Annotated in this window: 14 protein-coding genes and 1 pseudogene; 3 read left to right on the plus strand and 12 right to left on the minus strand. The window is 49.9% G+C overall.

Features of this window, described 5'->3' with window-relative positions:
• Positions 1-130 precede the first annotated feature (130 nt).
• Positions 131-1,006, minus strand: a complete 876-nt coding sequence (locus tag FZP57_RS04130; protein WP_074358910.1) for a substrate-binding domain-containing protein — start codon at positions 1,004-1,006, stop codon at positions 131-133.
• A 251-nt stretch (positions 1,007-1,257) separates the two neighbouring features.
• Here FZP57_RS04130 and FZP57_RS04135 point away from each other — a divergent pair, with 251 nt between their 5' ends.
• Entirely contained in the window at positions 1,258-3,879 is a 2,622-nt protein-coding gene (locus FZP57_RS04135) for an HAD-IC family P-type ATPase (protein ID WP_191216531.1), read from the plus strand.
• 20 nt (positions 3,880-3,899) lie between these two features.
• On the opposite strand, the gene FZP57_RS04140 is transcribed toward FZP57_RS04135, so the two are convergent.
• Complete coding sequence (locus tag FZP57_RS04140) at positions 3,900-4,169, minus strand: ATP cone domain-containing protein (RefSeq protein ID WP_074358911.1); 270 nt, start codon at positions 4,167-4,169, stop codon at positions 3,900-3,902.
• A gap of 142 nt (positions 4,170-4,311) precedes the next feature.
• On the opposite strand from FZP57_RS04140, the gene FZP57_RS04145 reads away from it, so the two are divergent.
• Positions 4,312-5,010, plus strand: a complete 699-nt coding sequence (locus tag FZP57_RS04145; protein ID WP_191216532.1) for a hypothetical protein — start codon at positions 4,312-4,314, stop codon at positions 5,008-5,010.
• A gap of 36 nt (positions 5,011-5,046) precedes the next feature.
• Here the strand turns inward: FZP57_RS04145 and FZP57_RS04150 are convergent, their stop codons facing one another.
• The 9 genes and pseudogenes from FZP57_RS04150 to FZP57_RS04185 form a co-directional block, all read right to left on the minus strand.
• Entirely contained in the window at positions 5,047-5,322 is a 276-nt protein-coding gene (locus FZP57_RS04150) for a hypothetical protein (protein ID WP_074358913.1), read from the minus strand.
• Positions 5,319-5,603, minus strand: a complete 285-nt coding sequence (locus FZP57_RS04155; protein WP_074358914.1) for a hypothetical protein — start codon at positions 5,601-5,603, stop codon at positions 5,319-5,321. Before FZP57_RS04155 ends, FZP57_RS04150 begins: the two co-directional genes overlap by 4 nt.
• A gap of 20 nt (positions 5,604-5,623) precedes the next feature.
• On the minus strand, positions 5,624-7,582 hold the full coding sequence (locus FZP57_RS04160) for a histidine kinase dimerization/phosphoacceptor domain -containing protein (protein ID WP_191216533.1): 1,959 nt from the start codon (positions 7,580-7,582) through the stop codon (positions 5,624-5,626).
• 4 nt (positions 7,583-7,586) lie between these two features.
• The gene (locus FZP57_RS09370; protein ID WP_238337992.1) at positions 7,587-9,644 is read right to left on the minus strand and encodes a DUF3320 domain-containing protein; all 2,058 of its coding nucleotides are present in this window, start codon (positions 9,642-9,644) and stop codon (positions 7,587-7,589) included.
• Positions 9,645-9,673: 29 nt separating this feature from the next.
• Positions 9,674-12,376 carry a DUF4011 domain-containing protein gene (locus FZP57_RS09375; protein WP_238338012.1) on the minus strand — a complete coding sequence of 901 codons (2,703 nt, stop codon included), beginning with the start codon at positions 12,374-12,376 and terminating at the stop codon, positions 9,674-9,676.
• A 108-nt stretch (positions 12,377-12,484) separates the two neighbouring features.
• A complete protein-coding gene (locus tag FZP57_RS04170; RefSeq protein WP_191216534.1) occupies positions 12,485-12,664 on the minus strand; it encodes a hypothetical protein in 180 nt (59 codons plus the stop codon).
• Positions 12,665-12,799: 135 nt separating this feature from the next.
• Positions 12,800-13,114: a hypothetical protein gene (locus FZP57_RS04175; protein ID WP_191216535.1), complete on the minus strand. Its 315-nt coding sequence runs from the start codon at positions 13,112-13,114 to the stop codon at positions 12,800-12,802.
• A gap of 30 nt (positions 13,115-13,144) precedes the next feature.
• Entirely contained in the window at positions 13,145-14,074 is a 930-nt protein-coding gene (locus FZP57_RS04180; protein WP_238337993.1) for a ribonuclease H-like domain-containing protein, read from the minus strand.
• A 33-nt stretch (positions 14,075-14,107) separates the two neighbouring features.
• Positions 14,108-16,581: pseudogene (locus tag FZP57_RS04185) on the minus strand (DEAD/DEAH box helicase).
• A 225-nt stretch (positions 16,582-16,806) separates the two neighbouring features.
• Here FZP57_RS04185 and FZP57_RS04190 point away from each other — a divergent pair.
• On the plus strand, positions 16,807-17,313 hold the full coding sequence (locus FZP57_RS04190) for a thermonuclease family protein (protein WP_238337996.1): 507 nt from the start codon (positions 16,807-16,809) through the stop codon (positions 17,311-17,313).
• A gap of 493 nt (positions 17,314-17,806) precedes the next feature.
• Here the strand turns inward: FZP57_RS04190 and brxL are convergent, their stop codons facing one another.
• Positions 17,807-19,231 carry a BREX system Lon protease-like protein BrxL gene (brxL, locus tag FZP57_RS04195; protein ID WP_191216536.1) on the minus strand — a complete coding sequence of 475 codons (1,425 nt, stop codon included), beginning with the start codon at positions 19,229-19,231 and terminating at the stop codon, positions 17,807-17,809.
• Positions 19,232-19,240: the final 9 nt, after the last annotated feature.

Consider the following 19,240-nt stretch of genomic DNA (forward strand, 5'->3'; position numbering starts at 1 on the left):
CTGGATGGTTTCATTGAGTGTATAGGGTTAATATTATAATAATGGGTATAAGAAATGATGGGATGGGTCGCGTGATTCTTACAGAAAGAAAGGTTTTCAGGGACCCTCTTTCTGGGAGTAGAAAATCAGATTATTCTGCCGGGTCCCTGCCTCCGGGTAGGGTCATGAATAGGGGGGTCCCGTACTGTTTCTTACCGTACTCTGATATGAGCTTCTGGCACTCGTCACTCAGCAGGAATTCTATGAATTTCTCTGCAGCGTCTCTATTCACTCCACGGACCTTCTCAGGGTTTACTGCTATTGCTGAGTAGACGTTAAGGAGTTCTGAGCCGCTGGTGATGTAGGGAACCAGTGTTATGTTGCTTCTGTAAGCGAGGTATGTCCCTGAATCTGAGATTGTGTATGCTCCCTTCTGGTCTGCAAGCCTGAGGGTGTCCCCCATGCCGCTTCCGCTTTCAATGTACCAGTCTGAGCCCCTTACCGTTGAGTTGTAGTCTGTTATGTTCTTCCAGATCTTTATCTCCCTCGTGTTGGTCCCTGAATTATCACCCCTTGATACGAATTTAACATGCTGGGGGTCCTTTTCTGCTGCTTTAAGTATCTTGCTGAAGGCTTCTGTGGCGCTGCTGCTTCCATTTACGCCTGCCGGGTCATCGCGGGGTCCGATGATGTAGAAGTAGTTGTAGGCGAATGGATACCTTTTGATCCCGTAGCCGTCAGCTATGAACTCCTCCTCTCTTTTTTTATCATGGACTATGAGGAGGTCTGCGTCACCCTTCTTACCCCTTTCAAGTGCTATCCCTGTTCCACCTGATACTATCTGCACATCGATGTCGGGGTACTTCTCTTCAAAGGCTGCTTCAACCTCCTCAAGGAGGCCTGTGTCTTCAAGGCTCGTTGTTGTTGATATCCTCAGCACTTCTTTTCCATCGGTGCCGAGTAAGTAGTATGTGGCTGCTGCAAGGATTACAGCCAGTATTATTATCCCCATGTATTTTCTTTCCATACTTTAACACCTCAACGATATGTAAAATACTATAACTCGATTGTCCTATAAAAGGCTATCGGTGCCTTAATAATCATAGATGTCTGAGGAGCCCTGAAAAATCGGATTATAGACCCCCTCAGATAATAATAATTACATACACCGCTTAAACAATTAAAAAAAATATAATTATCAGCTCCTCCAAATAATAATAACTAGATTAACCACTGAAAAAAATTAAAAATCCTCATAAAATGGGCAGGGGAGTTACATTGCCGGAATGGTTCGAATTCTCAAAGATGGAAATTAAAGATGTTCTGAAGTCACTTGAGACCTCAAAAAGAGGGCTCAGTGAAGCTGAAGCACGTGCAAGGCTTGAAAGGTACGGGTACAATGAAGTGGAACTTAAAAGGGAAAACCCGATTCTGAGGTTCCTGAAGCAGTTCAGAAGCCTCCTTGTCTACATACTGCTTGTAATCTCGGTCTTCACCCTCCTCATCGGTGAATGGGTGGACACCGCTGTTATAATGGGAGTGGTGATTATAAACTCCCTCATAGGTTTCATCCAGGAAGGGAAAGCCAATGAAGCCATGGAAGCACTCCAGAAACTCGTTAAAACAGAAACAACCATCATAAGGGACGGTAAACAGTTACAGGTACCATCTTCGCTCCTGGTCCCGGGGGATATGGTTAAGATGGAAATGGGTGACCGTGTACCCGCAGACATAAGGGTTATACAAGCAAAGAACATCTTCGTGGATGAATCAACGCTTACAGGGGAATCGGTACCTGTGGAGAAGACTCCCATTAAACTCTCAGAGGAAGCCATCAGTAAGGGTGAATTCAGGAACACCCTCTTCAGCGGCACTCTCGTAACAGAGGGCAACGGGACAGGAGTGGTGGTTTCAACCGGGGCAGAGACAGAGATAGGTAAGATATCAAAGACGGTGAAGGGTGAAGGTGTGAAGACCCCCCTCATCAGGAAGATTGATGAATTTTCACGCTCCATAGCCCTCGCTATAATATCCATTGCACTCATTAACTTTATCGGTGCCCTGATATTCGGATATGACATCATATTCTCCTTCCTGGCATCCACCTCCCTGGCCGTTGCGGCAATACCCGAGGGTCTGCCGGCGATAATAACCATCACCCTCGCCTTTGGTGTTGCAAAGATGGCGGGGAAGAATGCAATAATAAGGAACCTTCCATCGGTGGAGACCCTTGGAAGCGTCACCGTCATATGCTCGGATAAAACAGGCACCCTGACAAAGAATGAGATGACCGTTAAGTGCATCTATGCCGGCGGAGAATTCTATGAAGTTGAAGGGACCGGTTATGAAAGAGAGGGTGAAATAAAAAACACGGGTTCAGGGCTGCCCGGACCCCTCAGGATGACCCTTGAATGTGGATTAAACTGCAACAACGCCTCAATGACCGATGGCAGGCTCCAGGGAGACCCCACCGAGAAGGCGCTGATCATATCAGCCTATAAAGGAGGGATTGTCAGGAGGGCTGAGAGGATGGATGAGATACCCTTCGACTCAAGGAAGAAGTACATGGCGATCCTCACAGCCGATGGAATGATCTACGTTAAGGGCTCCCCTGAGAGGATAATTGAGATGTGCAGCCATGAACTCAGGGACGAACCCATGGAGATAGACAGGGAGAGGCTCAGAAAAGAACTTCACATCCTCACCTCCAGGGGCCTCCGCGTCCTTGCCTTCGCAACAAGGGAACACTCAGATGGGACAGTTGATGACGGTGACCTCAGGGACCTGATCTTCCTTGGCTTCCAGGGTATGATGGACCCCCCAAGGCCAGAAGCCATGGAGGCCATCAAAAAGTGTGAGAGTGCCGGTATAAGGACCATAATGATCACAGGGGACCATGCAAGAACCGCCGAGACCATAGCAGAAAAGCTCGGCATCCCAGCCAAAGGAGCCCTTACCGGGAGTGAGATCTCATCCATGGATGATAAGGAGCTCATGGAGGCCGTCAGGGAATACAATCTCTACGCCAGGGTTTCACCCGAGGACAAGTACAGGATAACAGCTGCACTCCAGGGCCTCGGGAATATAGTTGCAATGACAGGTGACGGTGTGAATGACGCCCCCGCCCTGAAGATGGCGGATGTCGGGGTTGCCATGGGCAGCGGAACCGACGTTGCAAAGGAGGCATCAGACATCATACTGACAGATGATAACTTTGCAACGATAGTGGCCTCGGTAAGTGAGGGGAGGGCTGTGTATGAGAGGATACAGAGGATAATATATTATGTGCTCCCCACAAGCGGAGGCCAGGGACTCATAATACTCTCATCATTCTTCATGGCAGCCTTAATCCCTGTATTCAGGTTCCTGCCACTCCTCCCACTCCAGATACTCTGGATAAACCTCTTTGATGGTATATTTCTTGCCATGCCCCTTATAACTGAACCTGGTGATGCTGATGTCCTTGAAAGGCCCCCTAGAGACCCTGATGAGAAAATAATTAACAGCACCTTCATAAGAAAGGTTGGTATCGTCTCGATGGCCATGGCATTTTCAGGTCTTTCAGTGTTCTACATTGCAGAGCAGAGCCTCACAGTTACCCAGGCACGAACAGTAACCTTCGCCACCGTTATAATGGTCCATGTATTCTACCTTCTAACAGCAAGGTCAGTTGAAAACTCAGTGCTTAAAATGAATCCCCTCTCAAATAAGTGGATCCTCTATGGCATCGGCACAACACTCCTCATGATGATGCTCATAATCTATGTGCCGCAGCTTGAATTCATATTCAGGACCCGACCCTTCCCCCCTGAGTGGTGGGGTGTCGTGATACCCTTCTCATTAACTGGATTAATCATGATAGAGATTGAAAAATTAATCAGGAGGAGATTGAAGGGTTAAATCTGGAAATACCCCTACATCTACTTATACTTCTTCTCATACCTCCTCCAGGACTTTGCAATGTAGGGTTCACACTTATCAAGTTCCGTGAGGAGACACATCCTTATGGTGTCTGTCCTTATTTCTTCTTCCCGGTCAATCTTCTCTGTAACAGTCCTTAAGACCTTATCAATGATCTCCTTCTTCTCATCCACGGTGTAACCTGCATCCACCGTGGCCCGCTCAAGTGAGGCCCTGATCTTTGAAGGGTCGAAGGCCTCAGTAAAACCCCTGCGCTTTATAACCTTCATTTTCTCACCCTCCCACTAAAGTTATATCCTTGGGGGAATAAATCTTTTTTGATACTATGAAAACATTAAAACCTGATTTATTGAAAGGTTACATTGATAAAAGGATATAATGAGATGATCCTCTTCCTGAGAGGTTGGAGTCATGAAAACGTGTCCTGATACGAAGAGCGGGTGGAAGCAGAAACTCCTCACCCTCATGCGCATAAGCCTTGTAATCATGGGTTTAATAATAGTCATATTCGGGGTCAGGGGAATAAAGGTCTTCGGTATCATGACACTCATTGCAGTTGCCATCATATACCTCCCGGCCCTCAGGCACCCCATGAGGATGAACATAATCCCAGTGGAGATTGAGATACTCTTTCTCACCGTTGTAACCCTTGAGTACATACTGGGGAACACCTTCGGGTTCTACGGGAGAATACACTACTATGACAAGTTCATGCACTTCACGGTCCCCTTCATACTCGGACTCATCGGGGTGATGTTCATGTACACCGCCTATGTCTACGGGAAGATCAAGACAAGCCTTCCCATAATGGTGTTCCTCATAGTCTTCGTGACCCTTGGACTGGGGGCCCTCCTTGAGATCATCGAATACACCTACGACAACCTCCTATACCAGTACATAGAGCACTTCATGCCAACAGGCCCCACCCAGGGCTCCCCCACCATGTCACCCCTTGATGATACCATGTTTGATCTGATGACGGACCTTGCCGGCGGGATATTCGGCGCCCTTGCAGGGGTGCTCATAATAAGAAGAGCCGAGAAGAAGAATTACTGCCTGGACCTTGTAACTGAAATAGCGGAACTTGAGGGCCTCAAAAGGGAAGAATAAAGGCAGTCAATCAGAACTTAAGGCCTCAGGTTAAATTCAGAGGGGTCTTAGAATGTCCCTCTTAAGCTCAAAGGAAGCCGCGAGTATGAAGGCCATCATGACCGGCAGAAGGCAGATCTTAACAACCTCAAGGGAGTCTGTCAGGAAAAACTCATTCACAAGCCTCACAGAGACCAGTATAACCCCAGTTACAAGTGCCATTGAAACAAGTCCCCAGACACCTGAGGCGTACCTTGTAAGCAGATAGTTTTTAATGGAGAATACCGCTGCCAGGGTGAAAAATACCAGTGCAATCACCTTAAGAATTATCATAACTCTGCCTCCAGTCTCCTGTTTGATGATATGGTTGCATAGAGGAAGAAGAAACCCGAAATAACTATGAAGACCCACTCTACGGTCCTGAATGTATCAAATAAAAAGAATTCCCTCATAACCCCTGCCAGACTGGATATGAAGAGGGCCGCGACCGCAAGGGTTATCTTAAGCCACCTTCCATCCTTCAGAACAGCTGTCACCATGTATATAAGGCTGATACCTGTTATTATGGTTGATATTGCCTGTGCAATCTGGAATTCCTCTCCATACATCACCATGAAAATACACCTCTATGCGTTCAGGTACAGGGAAATCTCATCCTGAAGCGGAAGCCGTCCTTCCCGTCAACCTCGAATTCAGCATCAAGCTGCCCTCCAAGGCTCCTTACAAGGCTCATGCCAAGGGAATCTGATGTTTCAGGGTCATAGTCCTCAGGAAGCCCGACCCCGTCATCCGAGTACTCAAGGACACATTCCCCCTTATCACTATGTATCCTGATCCTTATAAGTCCTCTGCCATCAGGGAAGGCGTACTTAAGGGAATTCGTTATAAGTTCATTCATTATAAGGGCCAGTGGAAGGGCCTTTTCAATATCAAGCCTCAGATCATCCGTTTCAACCTCTGATCTTACACCCGAGGCACCGTAACTTGATATGAGGGAGACTGCAAGCCTTGGGAGGTACTCCCGGAGGTTTATCTCAGAGAGGGTCTCTGACTGGTAGAGGCTCTCATGTATCATTGCCATGGACCTTATACGGTTCTGGCTCTCCTCAAATAACCTGACATCCTCCTCATCCCTCAGGGCCCCCTTCTGAAGGTTCAGGAGGCTTGATATTATCTGGAGGTTGTTCTTAACCCTGTGATGGATCTCCCTTAAGAGCGTCTCCTTCTCCCTCAGTGACCTCCTGAGGGACTCCTCATAGCTCCGGGACTCGGTAACATCCCTAACAAGGAGGCAGCGGAGGATTTCAGATGCCCTGACATCAAAACCTGAAACCGAGATAACTCGATCACCTAAAAGGAACTCCCCATCACCGGTTTCCTCCACCAGGCCCCTGCACAGATCATGGATATTTCTTCCAAGGGAGTCATCCCTCCTTATGGATGTTATACCCTCAAGGGCCCTGTTCCAGTAGATTACAGTGCCGGATTCATCTGTGAGTGCGATGCCATCGGAGATCCTGTCAACAACCCCCCTGAACCTGAGTTCGCTTTCAATGAGCCTCGCAGTCGCCCTTTTCTGGAGGTTTATATCTGCAGCGCTGACCACGAAGCCCATGGCCTCACCCATACGCCCCATTATGGGTGAAATGGTCACTATAACCTCAAGTTCCCGGCCATCTGCAGATTTTACGGTTGATTCAAACTCTGCAGAGTCAACAGCCTCCATAACCTCAGTCATCATTTCCCTGTCAGAGGGGCTGAAGAGCTCCTGGGCGGGTCTTCCCATCAGTTCATCTTCACCGTAGCGGAGCTTATCCTGGACGCTCCTGCTTGCAGCGGTTATCCTCCCCTGAAGGTCTGTTATCATCAGGAATGATGGGACCGTGGCCATTATCCTGTCGGCTGCAAGTGCCGGTGTGAGGAGGGGGAAGTCGTACTTCCAGATGCCGTATGAAATGAAGATGAGCCCCAGGGTGAGCATGTTCTGGGTGAGCTCAGGGAAGGGTATGGCCATGAGTTCTCTTACAATGAAATCCGTTGAGAAACTTATTATTAGGGGTATGAAAAGACCGCAGAAGAGGTAGAGGGCCTCCCTCCTCTCAGGACCCTCCGTCCTTACATATTCCCTGAGGGCGTTGCCGGCAGCTATCAGGGTGACCATCACCGTCCAGATGGAGAATACAAGGAAGACTGTGGGGTTCTCAGGGAGGGAATAGGTCCACCCATAGTAGGTGTGGACGGCTCCGGCTATTAGAAGATCGGTCCCCAGGCCGATGAGTATGAGGATGACTGCCGGTAAGTATATCAGCGGGGTCATCCAGCGCCTCAGCCTCCCGGAGTAGAACAGTGAAATGTGCAGTAGCAGAGCAAGTATAACCGGCCAGAGGAGGCTCAGTTTAAGCCATGGATAGGCACCTGAAGCGGTCTCCACTATGCGGTACATGAACTCGGTGAAGGCTATGAGGGAGACCGCAACGCCGAGGCCCGATACAAGGAGGTTGAGCCTGCTTTTTGGGTTGCGGTAGTAGATGAAGGTTGCGGTGTAGAATGCGAGGACGGATGCAACCAGTGAGAGTATGGCGTAGGGGTTCATCTGTTCATCCCCCCTTCCTCACCGTGTCACCCTCCATTACAAGGTCTCCGCGGGCGAGCATATCATCGATGACCCTCCTTATACCTGCAGAGGTCTTCCTGCTGGTGTTCCTGAACCCGAACATCCTCGCAACCCTGACGGTCAGCTCATCCACCGTTAATGGTGATTTAAGGGCCATTTTAACAGCTTCCTCGATCTCAGCAGGGGATATGAGGTTAATATCAATCCTCCCGGTCCTCTTCCTCACGGTGATGGGGGTTGACTCCCTGAGGAAGAGGAAGTCACCCTCCCTCTTGATGTTCCCGTTGTTCTCAGCCATCTCGATGGCGGATCCTATTATACTCCTCACCCTCCTTCCAGCCCTTCTGAGACCGCATGACTCCCTTATCCTCCTTATAACCTCCTCAACATGTACAGGGGCCTCCATGGCCACTATCTCACTCACAATGGATGAGATGGCAGGTGTTGAGCTCCTGTAGAGGTCATCGGGTTCCCTGAGTTTATCTGTAGTGTATTCCATGTAGCCTGTTACACCATCATCCATGGAGGGCCTCACGGCACCTGCCTCAGGGTCGTCCTGACTCACGGAGCCCTCATGATCAGACTCATCATTCTGAACCACACCACCTTCGGCTTCCATGTCCATGGTTTCCTCCCGTGCTTCATCTTCATGAGCCTCTTCCTGGATTAAATCCTGATCATCAGGGGTCCTGGCCTTCCGCTCCACGGTGATGATCTCCTCAATGGTCCCCCTGAGTTTGCGACGGGTCTCCTCAGGGTTCCGGTACCAGTCCGATGACCAGAGGTGGACTATGTTCCAGCCAAGGTTGCGGAGTATCTCCTCCCTGAGCCTGTCACGGTCCCTTGCAACACTGGACCTGCTGTACATCTCACCATCAGTGAGTATGCCTGCAATGTATCTCCCATCATCATCAGGATCACTGATGGCAAAGTCAACCCTGAACCCTGCGCATCCAACGCCCCTGTCAACCTCAAGGCCCTCCTCTGTGAGGAATTCATACACTGAGTCCTCGAAGAGTCCCTGGGCATCAGCGTATGATTCATCGGATTCAAGGACCCTTGTCTCGGCGTACCTCAGGAACCTCTTAAGGGCCCTCACACCGAAGGGTGTTCCTGGGCCTGTTTTAAGGTCGGATGAACGGAAGTTGGTGAAGACAACGCACTTCTCACGAGCCCTTGTTATAAGGACGTTGAGCCTGCGCTCACCACCATCCTGGTTCAGTGGCCCGAAGTTGAGGGATATGCGTCCGTTCTCATCGAAACCGTAACCTATACTTATGAATATAACGTCCCTCTCATCACCCTGTATCGTCTCAAGGTTCTTTATGAAGAAGGGTTCCTCCATCTCCCCGTTTATTATCCTTTCAAGTTCAGGGTTCTCCCTCAGGCGGGCCTCAAGGGCCTCGAGGATGGCGTTCATCTGGGCAACCGAGAAGGTGCCCACACCAAGGCTCCTGGTGTTACCGTACCTCATGAAATGCTCCTCTATGGCATCGACAACGGCACTGGCCTCCATGGGATTGGATGAGGTCCTGCCCCTCTCATAGACCGTTTCAGGGAGGTACCTGAGGTGCAGTCCCAGTTCCTCATCATCCCTTGCAGGTGATGGATACACCAGGAGCCTGTTATCATAGAACTCCTGGTTCGAGACCGCTATAAGGGACTCGTGGCGACTCCTGTAGTGCCACATGAGCATCCTCACAGGGAAACTCCTCTTGCAGAGGTGCAGTATGCTCTCAATATCAGCCGCGCTTGCCACGTCCTCAGAGTCCTCCTCAGAGGACACCATCTGGTCAAAAAAACTTGTTGGGGGGAGCTGATTCGTATCACCCATAACAACGGCCGTCCTGGCCCTCAGAAATGCGCCGAGGGCGTCCTCTGGTTTGACCTGTGAGGCCTCATCGAATATGACCACGTCAAACTGGAGTTCGCTGCTCCTGGGGTCAAGGTACTGGGCAATGGAAAGGGGGCTCATCATGAAGCACGGCTTTATCCTCTTTATAACACCCCCCGCCCTTTTAAGGAGTTTCCTGAGGGGCATGTGCCCCCTTTTACGTGTGAATTCACCGCTCAGGATGCTCTCCTCTGAATCAGGGGCGGCCCCCCAAAGACTCCTGGCATGGACCTGGTGAGTTTATAAATGAGCCTCTTCCTGTTCAGTTCAATGATCCTGGAGTCAAGCTCCCTGAACTCCCTTATCCTGGCCTCATGGAGGTCTCCGATGAAGGTGTAGAGGACGGGTATCTCCCTGAAGGCCTTCTCAAGGAGGGCGTCTGCAAGGTTGCCCTCCATTGCCGGCCTGATGTCCTCAAGGCCTATTATACCCGATTCAATGAGGGGTATGAATGCAGCGCCCCTGGTCTTCATGCAGAGCCTCTTCTTCTCAAGGTACTGGGACCAGAGGGGGAGTATGCTGATCTTATCCTCCCACTCCCCTATTATGGTCTTCCAGCGGGTGAAGGGGACATCATCAGGGTCCATGTTGAATATGACATGGGCGTGGGTGTTTATGGCTGACTGGAGTCTTTCAAGCTTCTCTTGGAGCCTTTCATGGATGCCCCTGATCTCCTCAAGCTCACCCAGGAGTTCATCCCGCTCTATGCCCTCTGATATGGCCTCAAGGGTCCTTTCGGTTATAAGGCCCTCTGAGTGGAGGTCCCTGAACCTCACGATCCATTCTGCGGTGGCCCTTAAATCATCTATCCGGGGGTTTTCTGGCTGCCACATGGACCCGAAGAACTTCTCAGCAACTTCACCGTAACGTTCAAGTTCCTCCCTGAGCTTCAGGACATCTATAAGGGTTTCAAGGTCCTCGATGATCTCATAATCATTTTCAGGGGCCTTCCCTATGTAAAGGGCGTCTATCTGATTCTTAACCTTCCTGTACCTTCCGCTGAGGAATTTTATACGGCTTGATGACTCATTGAGGTACTCCCTGAGGAGGGATTCGATGTCCGCCTCATGGACCGATTCATGGAATCCATCAAGCACAGCCCTCTTCCGAGTGTAGTCCTCAAGCTTATCAAGGAGCGTGAAGGCATCCGCCCTGTAACGGTCCCAGAGCTCTGTCCTGAGGACCTCCAGATCAAAGGGTCTTGAATCAGCGACAACGGATGCTATCTCCTCAAGTATCCTGAGCTCCCCTGAAGTCCTCACCCTTTTAAAGCCATACTTCTCCTGGAAGACATCCAGGGCCCCCAGGAGTTCATCAACGGTCCTCACCACCGAGTCAAAGAGGATTTCAAGTTCCCTCACATCAGAGGGGAGTATCATACCGGGATCAGTCCCGGACCAGGGGTTCTCGGGGAGTGGTGGTAGGAGTTCTGCAAGCTTTGCAAGGTTCTGGAGTTCTATGAGTGCCTCATCCCATTCATCTGGGGTTATGGTCTCGGGTGAGGGTATCCTTACGAAGGGGAGCTCATCAAAGTGCCTCTCGGCCTTCTCCTTCATCCCGAAGAGCTGGAAGGGGGATAGGCCTATACCGTAGAGGGGTTCATGCAGGGCCCTCCTGTACTCATTCAGCTCATCCCTCAGCTTCTCTATCCTCCTGAACTCCCTCTCAGCCTCCACCCTCTCTGCCTCGGCATCCATGAGGGTGCTCTCAAGTTCATTCAGAACATCCTTCTTCCGGGCCTTATGGGAGTGGAGTTCAAGGCAGAACCTCCCAAGGCCGATGCTGTCAAGCCGGCTCTTCACAACCTCAAGGGCAGCCATCTTCTCACTGACAAAGAGGACTGTCTTACCGGCTGCCATGAGCTCCGCTATCAGGTTCACAATGGTCTGGGACTTACCGGTCCCCGGGGGTCCCTCAACAACAAGGTTCTTACCTGCCTTAACATCCTCTATAACCGCTATCTGGGATGAATCCGCATCAACAACATGGTAGAGGTCCCTGTAGGGTATCTCATCGATATTAACCTCGTTCTCGTCACGGTCTATCTCAAGGGAGAAGAGTGACCTCAGGAGGGGCCTCTCTATGATCTCATCCCAGTTGGAATAGGATGAAGGGTCAAGGTCCATGTACATGAGGAACTTTGTGAAGGAGAAGAAACCCAGCTGGACCTCATCCGTCACACACCAGCCCTCCATGGATTCCACCGAGGACTCAACATCCTCAAGGTACCCCTTCACGCCCTCAATGTCAGATGGCATTCGGAATTCAGGTAGCTCCACACCCTCCTCCCTCAGCCTGGCCTGGAGGGACATGTTTGTTATGATCTCGCTGCCATCCCATTTCACGGTGAAGGTGGAGCCGGCCCTCCTCCTCTCAAGGAGCACCGGTACGAGGATGAGGGGGGCCTTCCTGATGTCGGGTTCATCGGGGGTCCTCCACTCAAGGAACCCGAGGGCGAGGTAGAGGATGTTGTAGCCCTGCTCCTGTATCATGGTCCTGGCCCTCTGGTTAATGTAGAAGAGCCTCCTCTGGAGTTCCGAGCCTGTTAGGTCCGTCTGGAGTATGTTCTCATCTGGTTTATGATGTGCCTGGTGCCCCTCCTCCTGGGGGATGCCATCTGCATCTTCCTCACTGGAGGGGTACTCCCAGAGTTCCTCCTCACCCTCATCCTCAGGCGCCTCGGGCCTTGGAGCGAATTTCATCTTCCTCTCGTTCAGTACAAGGTAACTGTAGATGTGGGATGGGTCGTGGTTTACAACCTCGATGGTCCTTGACCTTGGCCTGAAATTCAGGAGCTGGTTCCGCATTGTGAGGTCAAGGAGTTTCTCCCTTAAACGCTCAAATTCTCTTTCAATGATCTCCTTTGCCGGGGACTCCATCTTCAATTCTCCCTCTTAAAAAACTTTGATCCACCCTTTAACTATAATAAACTTACGTGCTTCTAATCTATACCCCCAGACTTATATCCTTTCACCATACCCTGCACCTCAATCTGGTGAGGTTATCCTGGACATCCTGTGGAATATGATGGCAAGGATTATGCTCACCGACCATATAACCGCTGCGATTATGGTGTCGTTCATTGGAAGGTCAATCACCATGTCAATGATATCCATGATCCTTGTGATGCTGAAAAGGAGCATCGAAAGGGCAAGCAGCCCTATCATACTGGTGCTATCCTTCAATTTAGACAGAAAGAGTCCAAGGGAAGCCTCACGGAACCTGAGGATGTTAATAAGGGTCCTCAGTGAGAAGTAGAACACCAGTAAAGGGAGGGACAAGTATCAGCCATTTCAGCCACATCATCTCCCGGGCACCCCCATAACCGATGAAAGAAGCAGAAGCGCCGCCAGAAGGAAGAAGGCGTTCAGATTAAGGAATGATTCAACAACAAATTCATCCTGCCCTGTTATGAATGAGAGGCCCACAAGAACGGTGAAGATGGATGCAATGAAGAAGAAGACGAATACAAGGACCGATGACCGGCTCCTGAGGAATATCATTGACATGGCCATCTCCCGCTCCCGGAGTTCATCCAGTATACGGAGGCAGGCATAGATCAGGAGGACCCCCATCACGAGTCCGGCTATCCTGTTAAGGGCCACGAGGACGTCCATAGAAACACCATGGTTATTATGTTAAAAACCTTATTTATCCTTTGAGGTGAGCTGGAGGTTAAGGGATGAGAGTATCCCTGCAAGGCTCACTATATCCTCCCTGTTATGCTCAACAACAGGTACCAGGGGACCTGGGTTCCCGGTTGAAAGGTAGGCTGAATAGTACTCCGGTACAAGGGCCCCGGGAACATCAAGGCCCCGCTCCACTCCAAGGACGTGCTTCTCCACCGTGCAGAGCCTGCAGTCCGGCAGCAGGGACCCCCACCAGCGCCTGGAGACATGGTAAAGGTCAATGTTGATGTTGTCAAGGGTCATGTTAAGCCCGTGGACCCGCAGCCTCCTATGGATGTAAGGAATGTCAAACCTCGCCCCATTGAAGGTTACGAGGACATCATCATCCCTGACCGAGTCAAGGAGTTCAAATACTCCCGGTTCATCCTCAGGGGAAACAGAAAGCCTCTGCTTCACCACCATGGACCCCCCATCAATCCACCCCATACCCAGGAGTATAACCGGTTCATCTGAAAGGCCGAGGGTTTCAATGTCAATGAACACAAGCCTCTCCTCATCCATGAGGTTCAGGCACCTGAGAAGGGATGGATGGGATGATGGGAGATTGAGGTAGTCCCTGAGGCCCCTGAGATCACCTTCAAGGAGGAGATCATGGACCCTGGCAGCCTCGGCCCCGTAGACCGGGTGGGAGCGGAGATCCTCAAGGGTCAGGTAACCCTCGCGTCTCAATTCAGACGCACTCCTTTCTCCAACCCCCCTTACGAGTTCAAGGTCCCACATGAGGTCATCAGGGGAGCTGGCCCTCCTGAACTCGATCTCGGTCTTCTCTGTCATCTCCAGTGTGAGGGAGTCACCGCACTCAACCATGGACCCGCCAAGGGCCTCCTCGGGTGTCATGTAACGGTACTCCCCTATGAGTTCATCCATCAGACGGTACCAGATAAGCACCACCCCCATGAAAAGCATGAACAGGTCATGAGATCATTTAGCCCCCCTTATCCTCTCATGGAAGTACTCGGCCATCTCGGCCTCCCCCTGCTCCCTCAGGATGGCACCCATCAGGTAGCAGGCCCCCGGGTCGCCCGGACTCTCCTCAAGGATTTCATGGAGCATCAGCTTGGCATCAGAAAACCTCCCCTCAGTGCACAGCCTCGCAGCCTCCTGGAGGGGGTCGTCCACATCCTCTGCTTCAGCATCCTCCACAGGACCACCTGCAAGGTGCCTCAGGTTATTCAGCATCCAGATTGCGGCCCCCTTATGGAGTGGTGAGTTATCATTACCGCACTTTGGTGAATAGATGCAGGAGGGGCATCCGTCACTGCAGCTGCAGCCGAATACATGGCTCAGGGTTGAAGAAAGAAGGTCCTCGAAGACCGACATGGCCTTCTCTGAGAGACCTATACCCCCTCGAATCCGTCATATATGAATATGGTGGGGGCTCCCGTGTCAGGGTGCTCAGGGGTTGAAAGTCCACCTATATCCATCCGGTCGCAGAGGACATGGAGGGGGAAGAGTGCTATGAGGGCGTGCTCGGCTCCATGGAGCCCCCCCTCAAAGGCGTCATCTTCACTGAAGGCGAACTCTACATCATCCTTTATGGAGGATGGTATTGTGAACCAGAGGGCCATGGTCCTGAACCTGAGGGGCGGGAGGTCCAGGTCCCTCCTCCCCAAGACCCGGCTGTAGCTGATGACACGGTAGCCTGTGTAGTGCTCCGTGACCTCAACCTCGCCGAAGTTCAGCTGGAGATCACCAAGCCTCCGGGTCCTCAGCACCTCTATAATCCTCAGCTCTGTTTCCCTGAGGACGGCGGTGTGGTACTCAACATCCTTCCTCCTCACGGTTATCCTCCGCCCCTCAAGGTCAAAGTCCTCAACGGTGTAACTGTTACCATGGTTCAGGAGCACGGCCCCCTCATGGGCCTCACGGTAGGCCTGGGACCTGGTGAGGGTCTCAAGGACCCTTCCATCCGCGATGACAGTGAAGGTATCTGATGAGGCATCATTGAGGCCGTACCTCAAGTGGGGTTCGCCGCTGCAGCCGAGGCCATCCCCTGAAACCTCAAGTTCCCCCTCATCAATCATGTCCCGGGCGACCCTGACACTGAAGTCATGGTCTGAGAAGTCCCTGAGGGTGAGGGGGAGTTCGGAGGCCGCGCAGGCGGTCTGGTTCCTCAGTATGAAACGGTTCTCAAGGTCTATTATGGCGTTCTCATGGGGCCTCTCAAAGAGGAAGGAGGGGTTCTTCATGAGGTACTGGTCCAGGGGGTTCTCGAAGGCCACAATGACAACCATGGAGTCGTTCATGTTCCTCCCGGCCCTTCCTGCCTGCTGCCAGGTTGATATAAGTGTCCCGGGAAATCCTGATATGATGACTGCGTCAAGGGACCCTATATCTATCCCCATCTCAAGGGCGTTTGTTGCTGTAACACCAAGGAGGTCGCCATTCTTGAAGTCCCTTTCTATCTTTCTTCGCTCCTCCGGACGGTAACCTGCCCTGTAGGATGTGACCCTCTCCACAAGTTTACGGTTCTCACTGTCAAGCTGCTGGCGGGTCAGGCGTGTTATAAGCTCGGCCATCTTCCTTGAGACCGTGAAGCAGAGGGTCTGGATGTTCCTCAGGACGAGGAAGGTGAGTATGTTGCTGGTTTCAAGGTGGGCTGATGGTTCACCCCTCTTAAGGTAGGGGTTGTAGAATACGAAGTGCTTTGGCCCCGATGGTGAACTGTTCCCCGCCACCACATGGAAGTCCAGTCCTGTGAGTTTACGGGCGAACTCCTCAGGGTTTGCGAGGGTTGCGCTTGCAAGTATGAAGACGGGACTGGAGCCATAGTATCTGCAGATCCTCCTGAGCCTCCTTATGAGGAAGGCCACGTTGGATCCGAAGACCCCCCGGTACTGGTGGGCCTCATCCACCACCACATATTTGAGGTTACTGTAGAATCTCCTCCACTGGTGGTGCCATGGGAGTATCCTGTGGAGCTGGTGGGGATTTGTTATCACCATCCTGGAGTTGCTCCTTATCCAGGGCCTCCTATCCCGGGGGGTGTCACCGTCATAGGCTGCAGGGTTGAGTGTGAGTCCAAGTTCCGATTCAAGTCCCTTAAGGACCTTCAGCTGGTCTCTTGAGAGGGCCTTCGCAGGGTAAATGTAGAGGGCTGTTGCCCCAGGATCCTGGCTGAGGGCTTCGAGGATGGGGAGGTTGAATGCAAGGGTCTTTCCTGAGGCTGTGGGTGTTGTTATGAGGACGTTTTCACCCCTCCTTGCAGCCTCAAGGGTCTCCCTCTGGTGCCTGTAGAGCCTTATACCATTCCCCTTAAGATACTCCATGATGTTCTCAGGGAGGTCATCGACGTCAGAGTATTCCGCCTCCCTCGCAGGGATTGTCTCAACATGTTCTATGGCGTCCCTGAACCGCCAGTACTTTGTGAACCTCTCAAGGACCTCTTTAACCATGAGTAAACTCTGATTTTAGTATTATATAATGCTTTTCAGGTGTCCGGCCGCATGGTTTATCTGTGAGTTTTATCAGAATAATACTTAGGGGGTTTAATGGTACATGAGGGGCGCGTAAAACAGATTCAATCATCGGCGGAGTCCATGGACACCGATGATACACTTTAAAGTCTCAGGAGCGGATCATAAATCCCTCCTGGAAATCATAATTAAGGGGTGGTATATTTGAAAAGGTACATTCTAGTGGTCCTCCTTGCTGTGATGGTTGCCGGATGCGTCTCTGATGAATCAGAATTCGATTACACGGGGACCGGCAATGACACACCCTCCATTGAGAACGTCCCTGACAACCAAAGCTCCAGCATCAACTCCACTGACAACTCAACAGATACATCAGGGGTTAAGTATGATGCATCAGGTTACTGCTACCATGTGGTTGACGGTGACACCATCGATGTTGAGGGTGTTGGCAGGATACGATTCGTGGGTGTTAACACTCCGGAGAGGGGGCAGTCAGGATACAGGGAAGCGAAGGACTTTGTAAAATCAAGTTGCCTTGGCAGAACCGTCCAGCTGGACATCGATGATGCCAGGAGACATGATAAGTATGGCAGGGTCCTTGCGGTGGTCTACGTGGATGGAGTGAACCTCAACAGGGAACTCCTGAGAAGGGGATACGCCGAGGTCATGTACATACCGCCATCAGAGTTCAACCCGTATGAGTGGACATGAAGAGTTAATTAAAAGAGGACCCTCTGCTTCAATAAGGGCTTCACAGTCAACCATCAGTTAAAGGCTGCTGACTGCTGAACCCGCACCCTTTTCCAGAATTTAATCAGTCCAGAGGGGGACTCCCCATTCAGGAGGCTCCGTCCAGTTATGACTCGAGGTTTGGTTTTACATTGCAATCTCAGATTAAATGTTCATGACTTGTTATCCAGTTATAGAGATCAATGAAGGTGTTCATGTATGAGGATCAGCCTCTCTCATAGAAGACCCAACAGGACATTCCAGGGTAGGGGTGCTATTTCCCTCTCTATCTACGGTGCACCGGCATATACACCAACAGTATACTATCCTCATCTTTTTAAGAATCTTCAGCGCAGAACATGATCTTTATTGGTTCACACAGGGGTGCCAATGGTCATCCGACAATCCTCAAACTAATTTTCTGATTTGACTCTGCATATATATTAGCTCTTATATTAGTCAAAGATGATTTTAATCATTCTTTTACTCTGATATCAGGGACCTCCTCGGAGAATTCTGGATCTATATATGATATTTGTTTTTTTATGATGCTCCTCATCTTGATTGCTGGTTCAAGGCAGAAAGTTTTGAATTCTTGGTTTTCGATATCTTCGGGGCCTGATACATGCGGAAAAATGAGTTTAAGGTAGGCTGTTGCTAGTTTAATTATGGCCTTTTTATCTCTTGTATCTGCATCCTTTGGTATATATAACATTTTTTCTACGACATTCCTAAATTGAGACTCCATTCTTAGTTCATGTAAAATTTCAGAGAAATATTCAACGTTTAATGCGTAACCCTTTATAATAAGGTCCTCCCTCATCCTTGGAAGCTTCCATCCTTCAATAAACCCATGGAATCTATCTAAAAGGGCGGGATCATTGAAGAACCTATGTAAATTAGTGAAATACTTTTTAGAGATAGGTGTTTTTTCTTCTGTTAGTGGAATGTTTCCAAGAACTATTAGGCCAGAAGATGATTCACCTTTGTAATTAGCAACTGAAAATGTTCCTGATTCTAAATAATTTTTTAAAGCTCCTCGTAGTTCACTTTCGTCCGTAAATTTAATTGTCTCGACTTCATCCATGGCAACAAAATCATAAAGAGTGAGTAAACCTGGTGTTTTCCGGGATATGTCATACAAAAGTTTCGCCCGGCTTACAATACCTCCGCTTATAACCCATCCATACTTGCTTAGATTGTTAAAAACATATGATTTACCAGTCCCCTTTGGAGCCAATTCAAACATATTAAGGTTCGGCTCAACAAAAACCAATAGCCTTGCAATAAACAGCATCTTTTGGGTTAAACTTTCAAAACCTTTAGGATTATACTCCATTGATCTAATTAACAGATCGATCCATTCTTCAATGGTAAACTTTCCTCTTTTTTCTTTAAAGTAATCCAAGTCAACAGAATACGGTTTAAATGATCTGTAATCTGCAATTTCTATAAATCCATTTTTTCCATTATCGGGCGGATTATATGAAAGTTTGACTACCCCCCAAATTTCACCACCCTTTAATTCAGGATACTTTTCAGCGATATAGTTGGGAACCACTCCTTCATTTGAACCGATGCCAAGATCAGGGATTGCGAATTTTAAAATACCGCTTTTTATATCTGGTTCTATTATAATTCTGGCCAGCAGTTTTAGGGATCTAAGATCATTAATTAAAGTGCCCTTTATGTTCTTATTTTTTTGAGCTATATGCTGATCCAAAAAGAACTTTAAACTGTGTTCATCAAGTTTTCCTTCAGTTGTGGTATTCATTTGGATCAACCAGTCCTTGACAAAGGAGGGTAAATTATACCCTGTAAATATACCATACATCTCTGGTTTCTTTAGAACGGACTCCACTGGAAATTCTTCCTTTATTTTGTAGTCTAAAAGTTCCATACTTTTCAC

Source organism: Methanothermobacter sp. THM-1 (assembly GCF_009914355.1).
In the GTDB taxonomy this organism is placed as follows: Archaea; Methanobacteriota; Methanobacteria; order Methanobacteriales; family Methanothermobacteraceae; genus Methanothermobacter; species Methanothermobacter wolfei.

What these genes read in the sequence shown, in the direction of transcription:
- FZP57_RS04170 (WP_191216534.1), bottom strand. Translation starts at nt 12,664, where the DNA reads ATGATAGGGCTGCTTGCCCTTTCGATGCTCCTTTTCAGCATCACAAGG.
- FZP57_RS04160 (WP_191216533.1), bottom strand. Translation starts at nt 7,582, where the DNA reads ATGAACCCCTACGCCATACTCTCACTGGTTGCATCCGTCCTCGCATTC.
- FZP57_RS09375 (WP_238338012.1), bottom strand. Translation starts at nt 12,376, where the DNA reads ATGGAGTCCCCGGCAAAGGAGATCATTGAAAGAGAATTTGAGCGTTTA.
- FZP57_RS04150 (WP_074358913.1), bottom strand. Translation starts at nt 5,322, where the DNA reads ATGATAATTCTTAAGGTGATTGCACTGGTATTTTTCACCCTGGCAGCG.
- FZP57_RS04145 (WP_191216532.1), top strand. Translation starts at nt 4,312, where the DNA reads ATGAAAACGTGTCCTGATACGAAGAGCGGGTGGAAGCAGAAACTCCTC.
- FZP57_RS04155 (WP_074358914.1), bottom strand. Translation starts at nt 5,603, where the DNA reads ATGGTGATGTATGGAGAGGAATTCCAGATTGCACAGGCAATATCAACC.
- FZP57_RS09370 (WP_238337992.1), bottom strand. Translation starts at nt 9,644, where the DNA reads ATGCCCCTCAGGAAACTCCTTAAAAGGGCGGGGGGTGTTATAAAGAGG.
- FZP57_RS04175 (WP_191216535.1), bottom strand. Translation starts at nt 13,114, where the DNA reads ATGGACGTCCTCGTGGCCCTTAACAGGATAGCCGGACTCGTGATGGGG.
- FZP57_RS04140 (WP_074358911.1), bottom strand. Translation starts at nt 4,169, where the DNA reads ATGAAGGTTATAAAGCGCAGGGGTTTTACTGAGGCCTTCGACCCTTCA.
- FZP57_RS04130 (WP_074358910.1), bottom strand. Translation starts at nt 1,006, where the DNA reads ATGGAAAGAAAATACATGGGGATAATAATACTGGCTGTAATCCTTGCA.
- brxL (WP_191216536.1), bottom strand. Translation starts at nt 19,231, where the DNA reads ATGGAACTTTTAGACTACAAAATAAAGGAAGAATTTCCAGTGGAGTCC.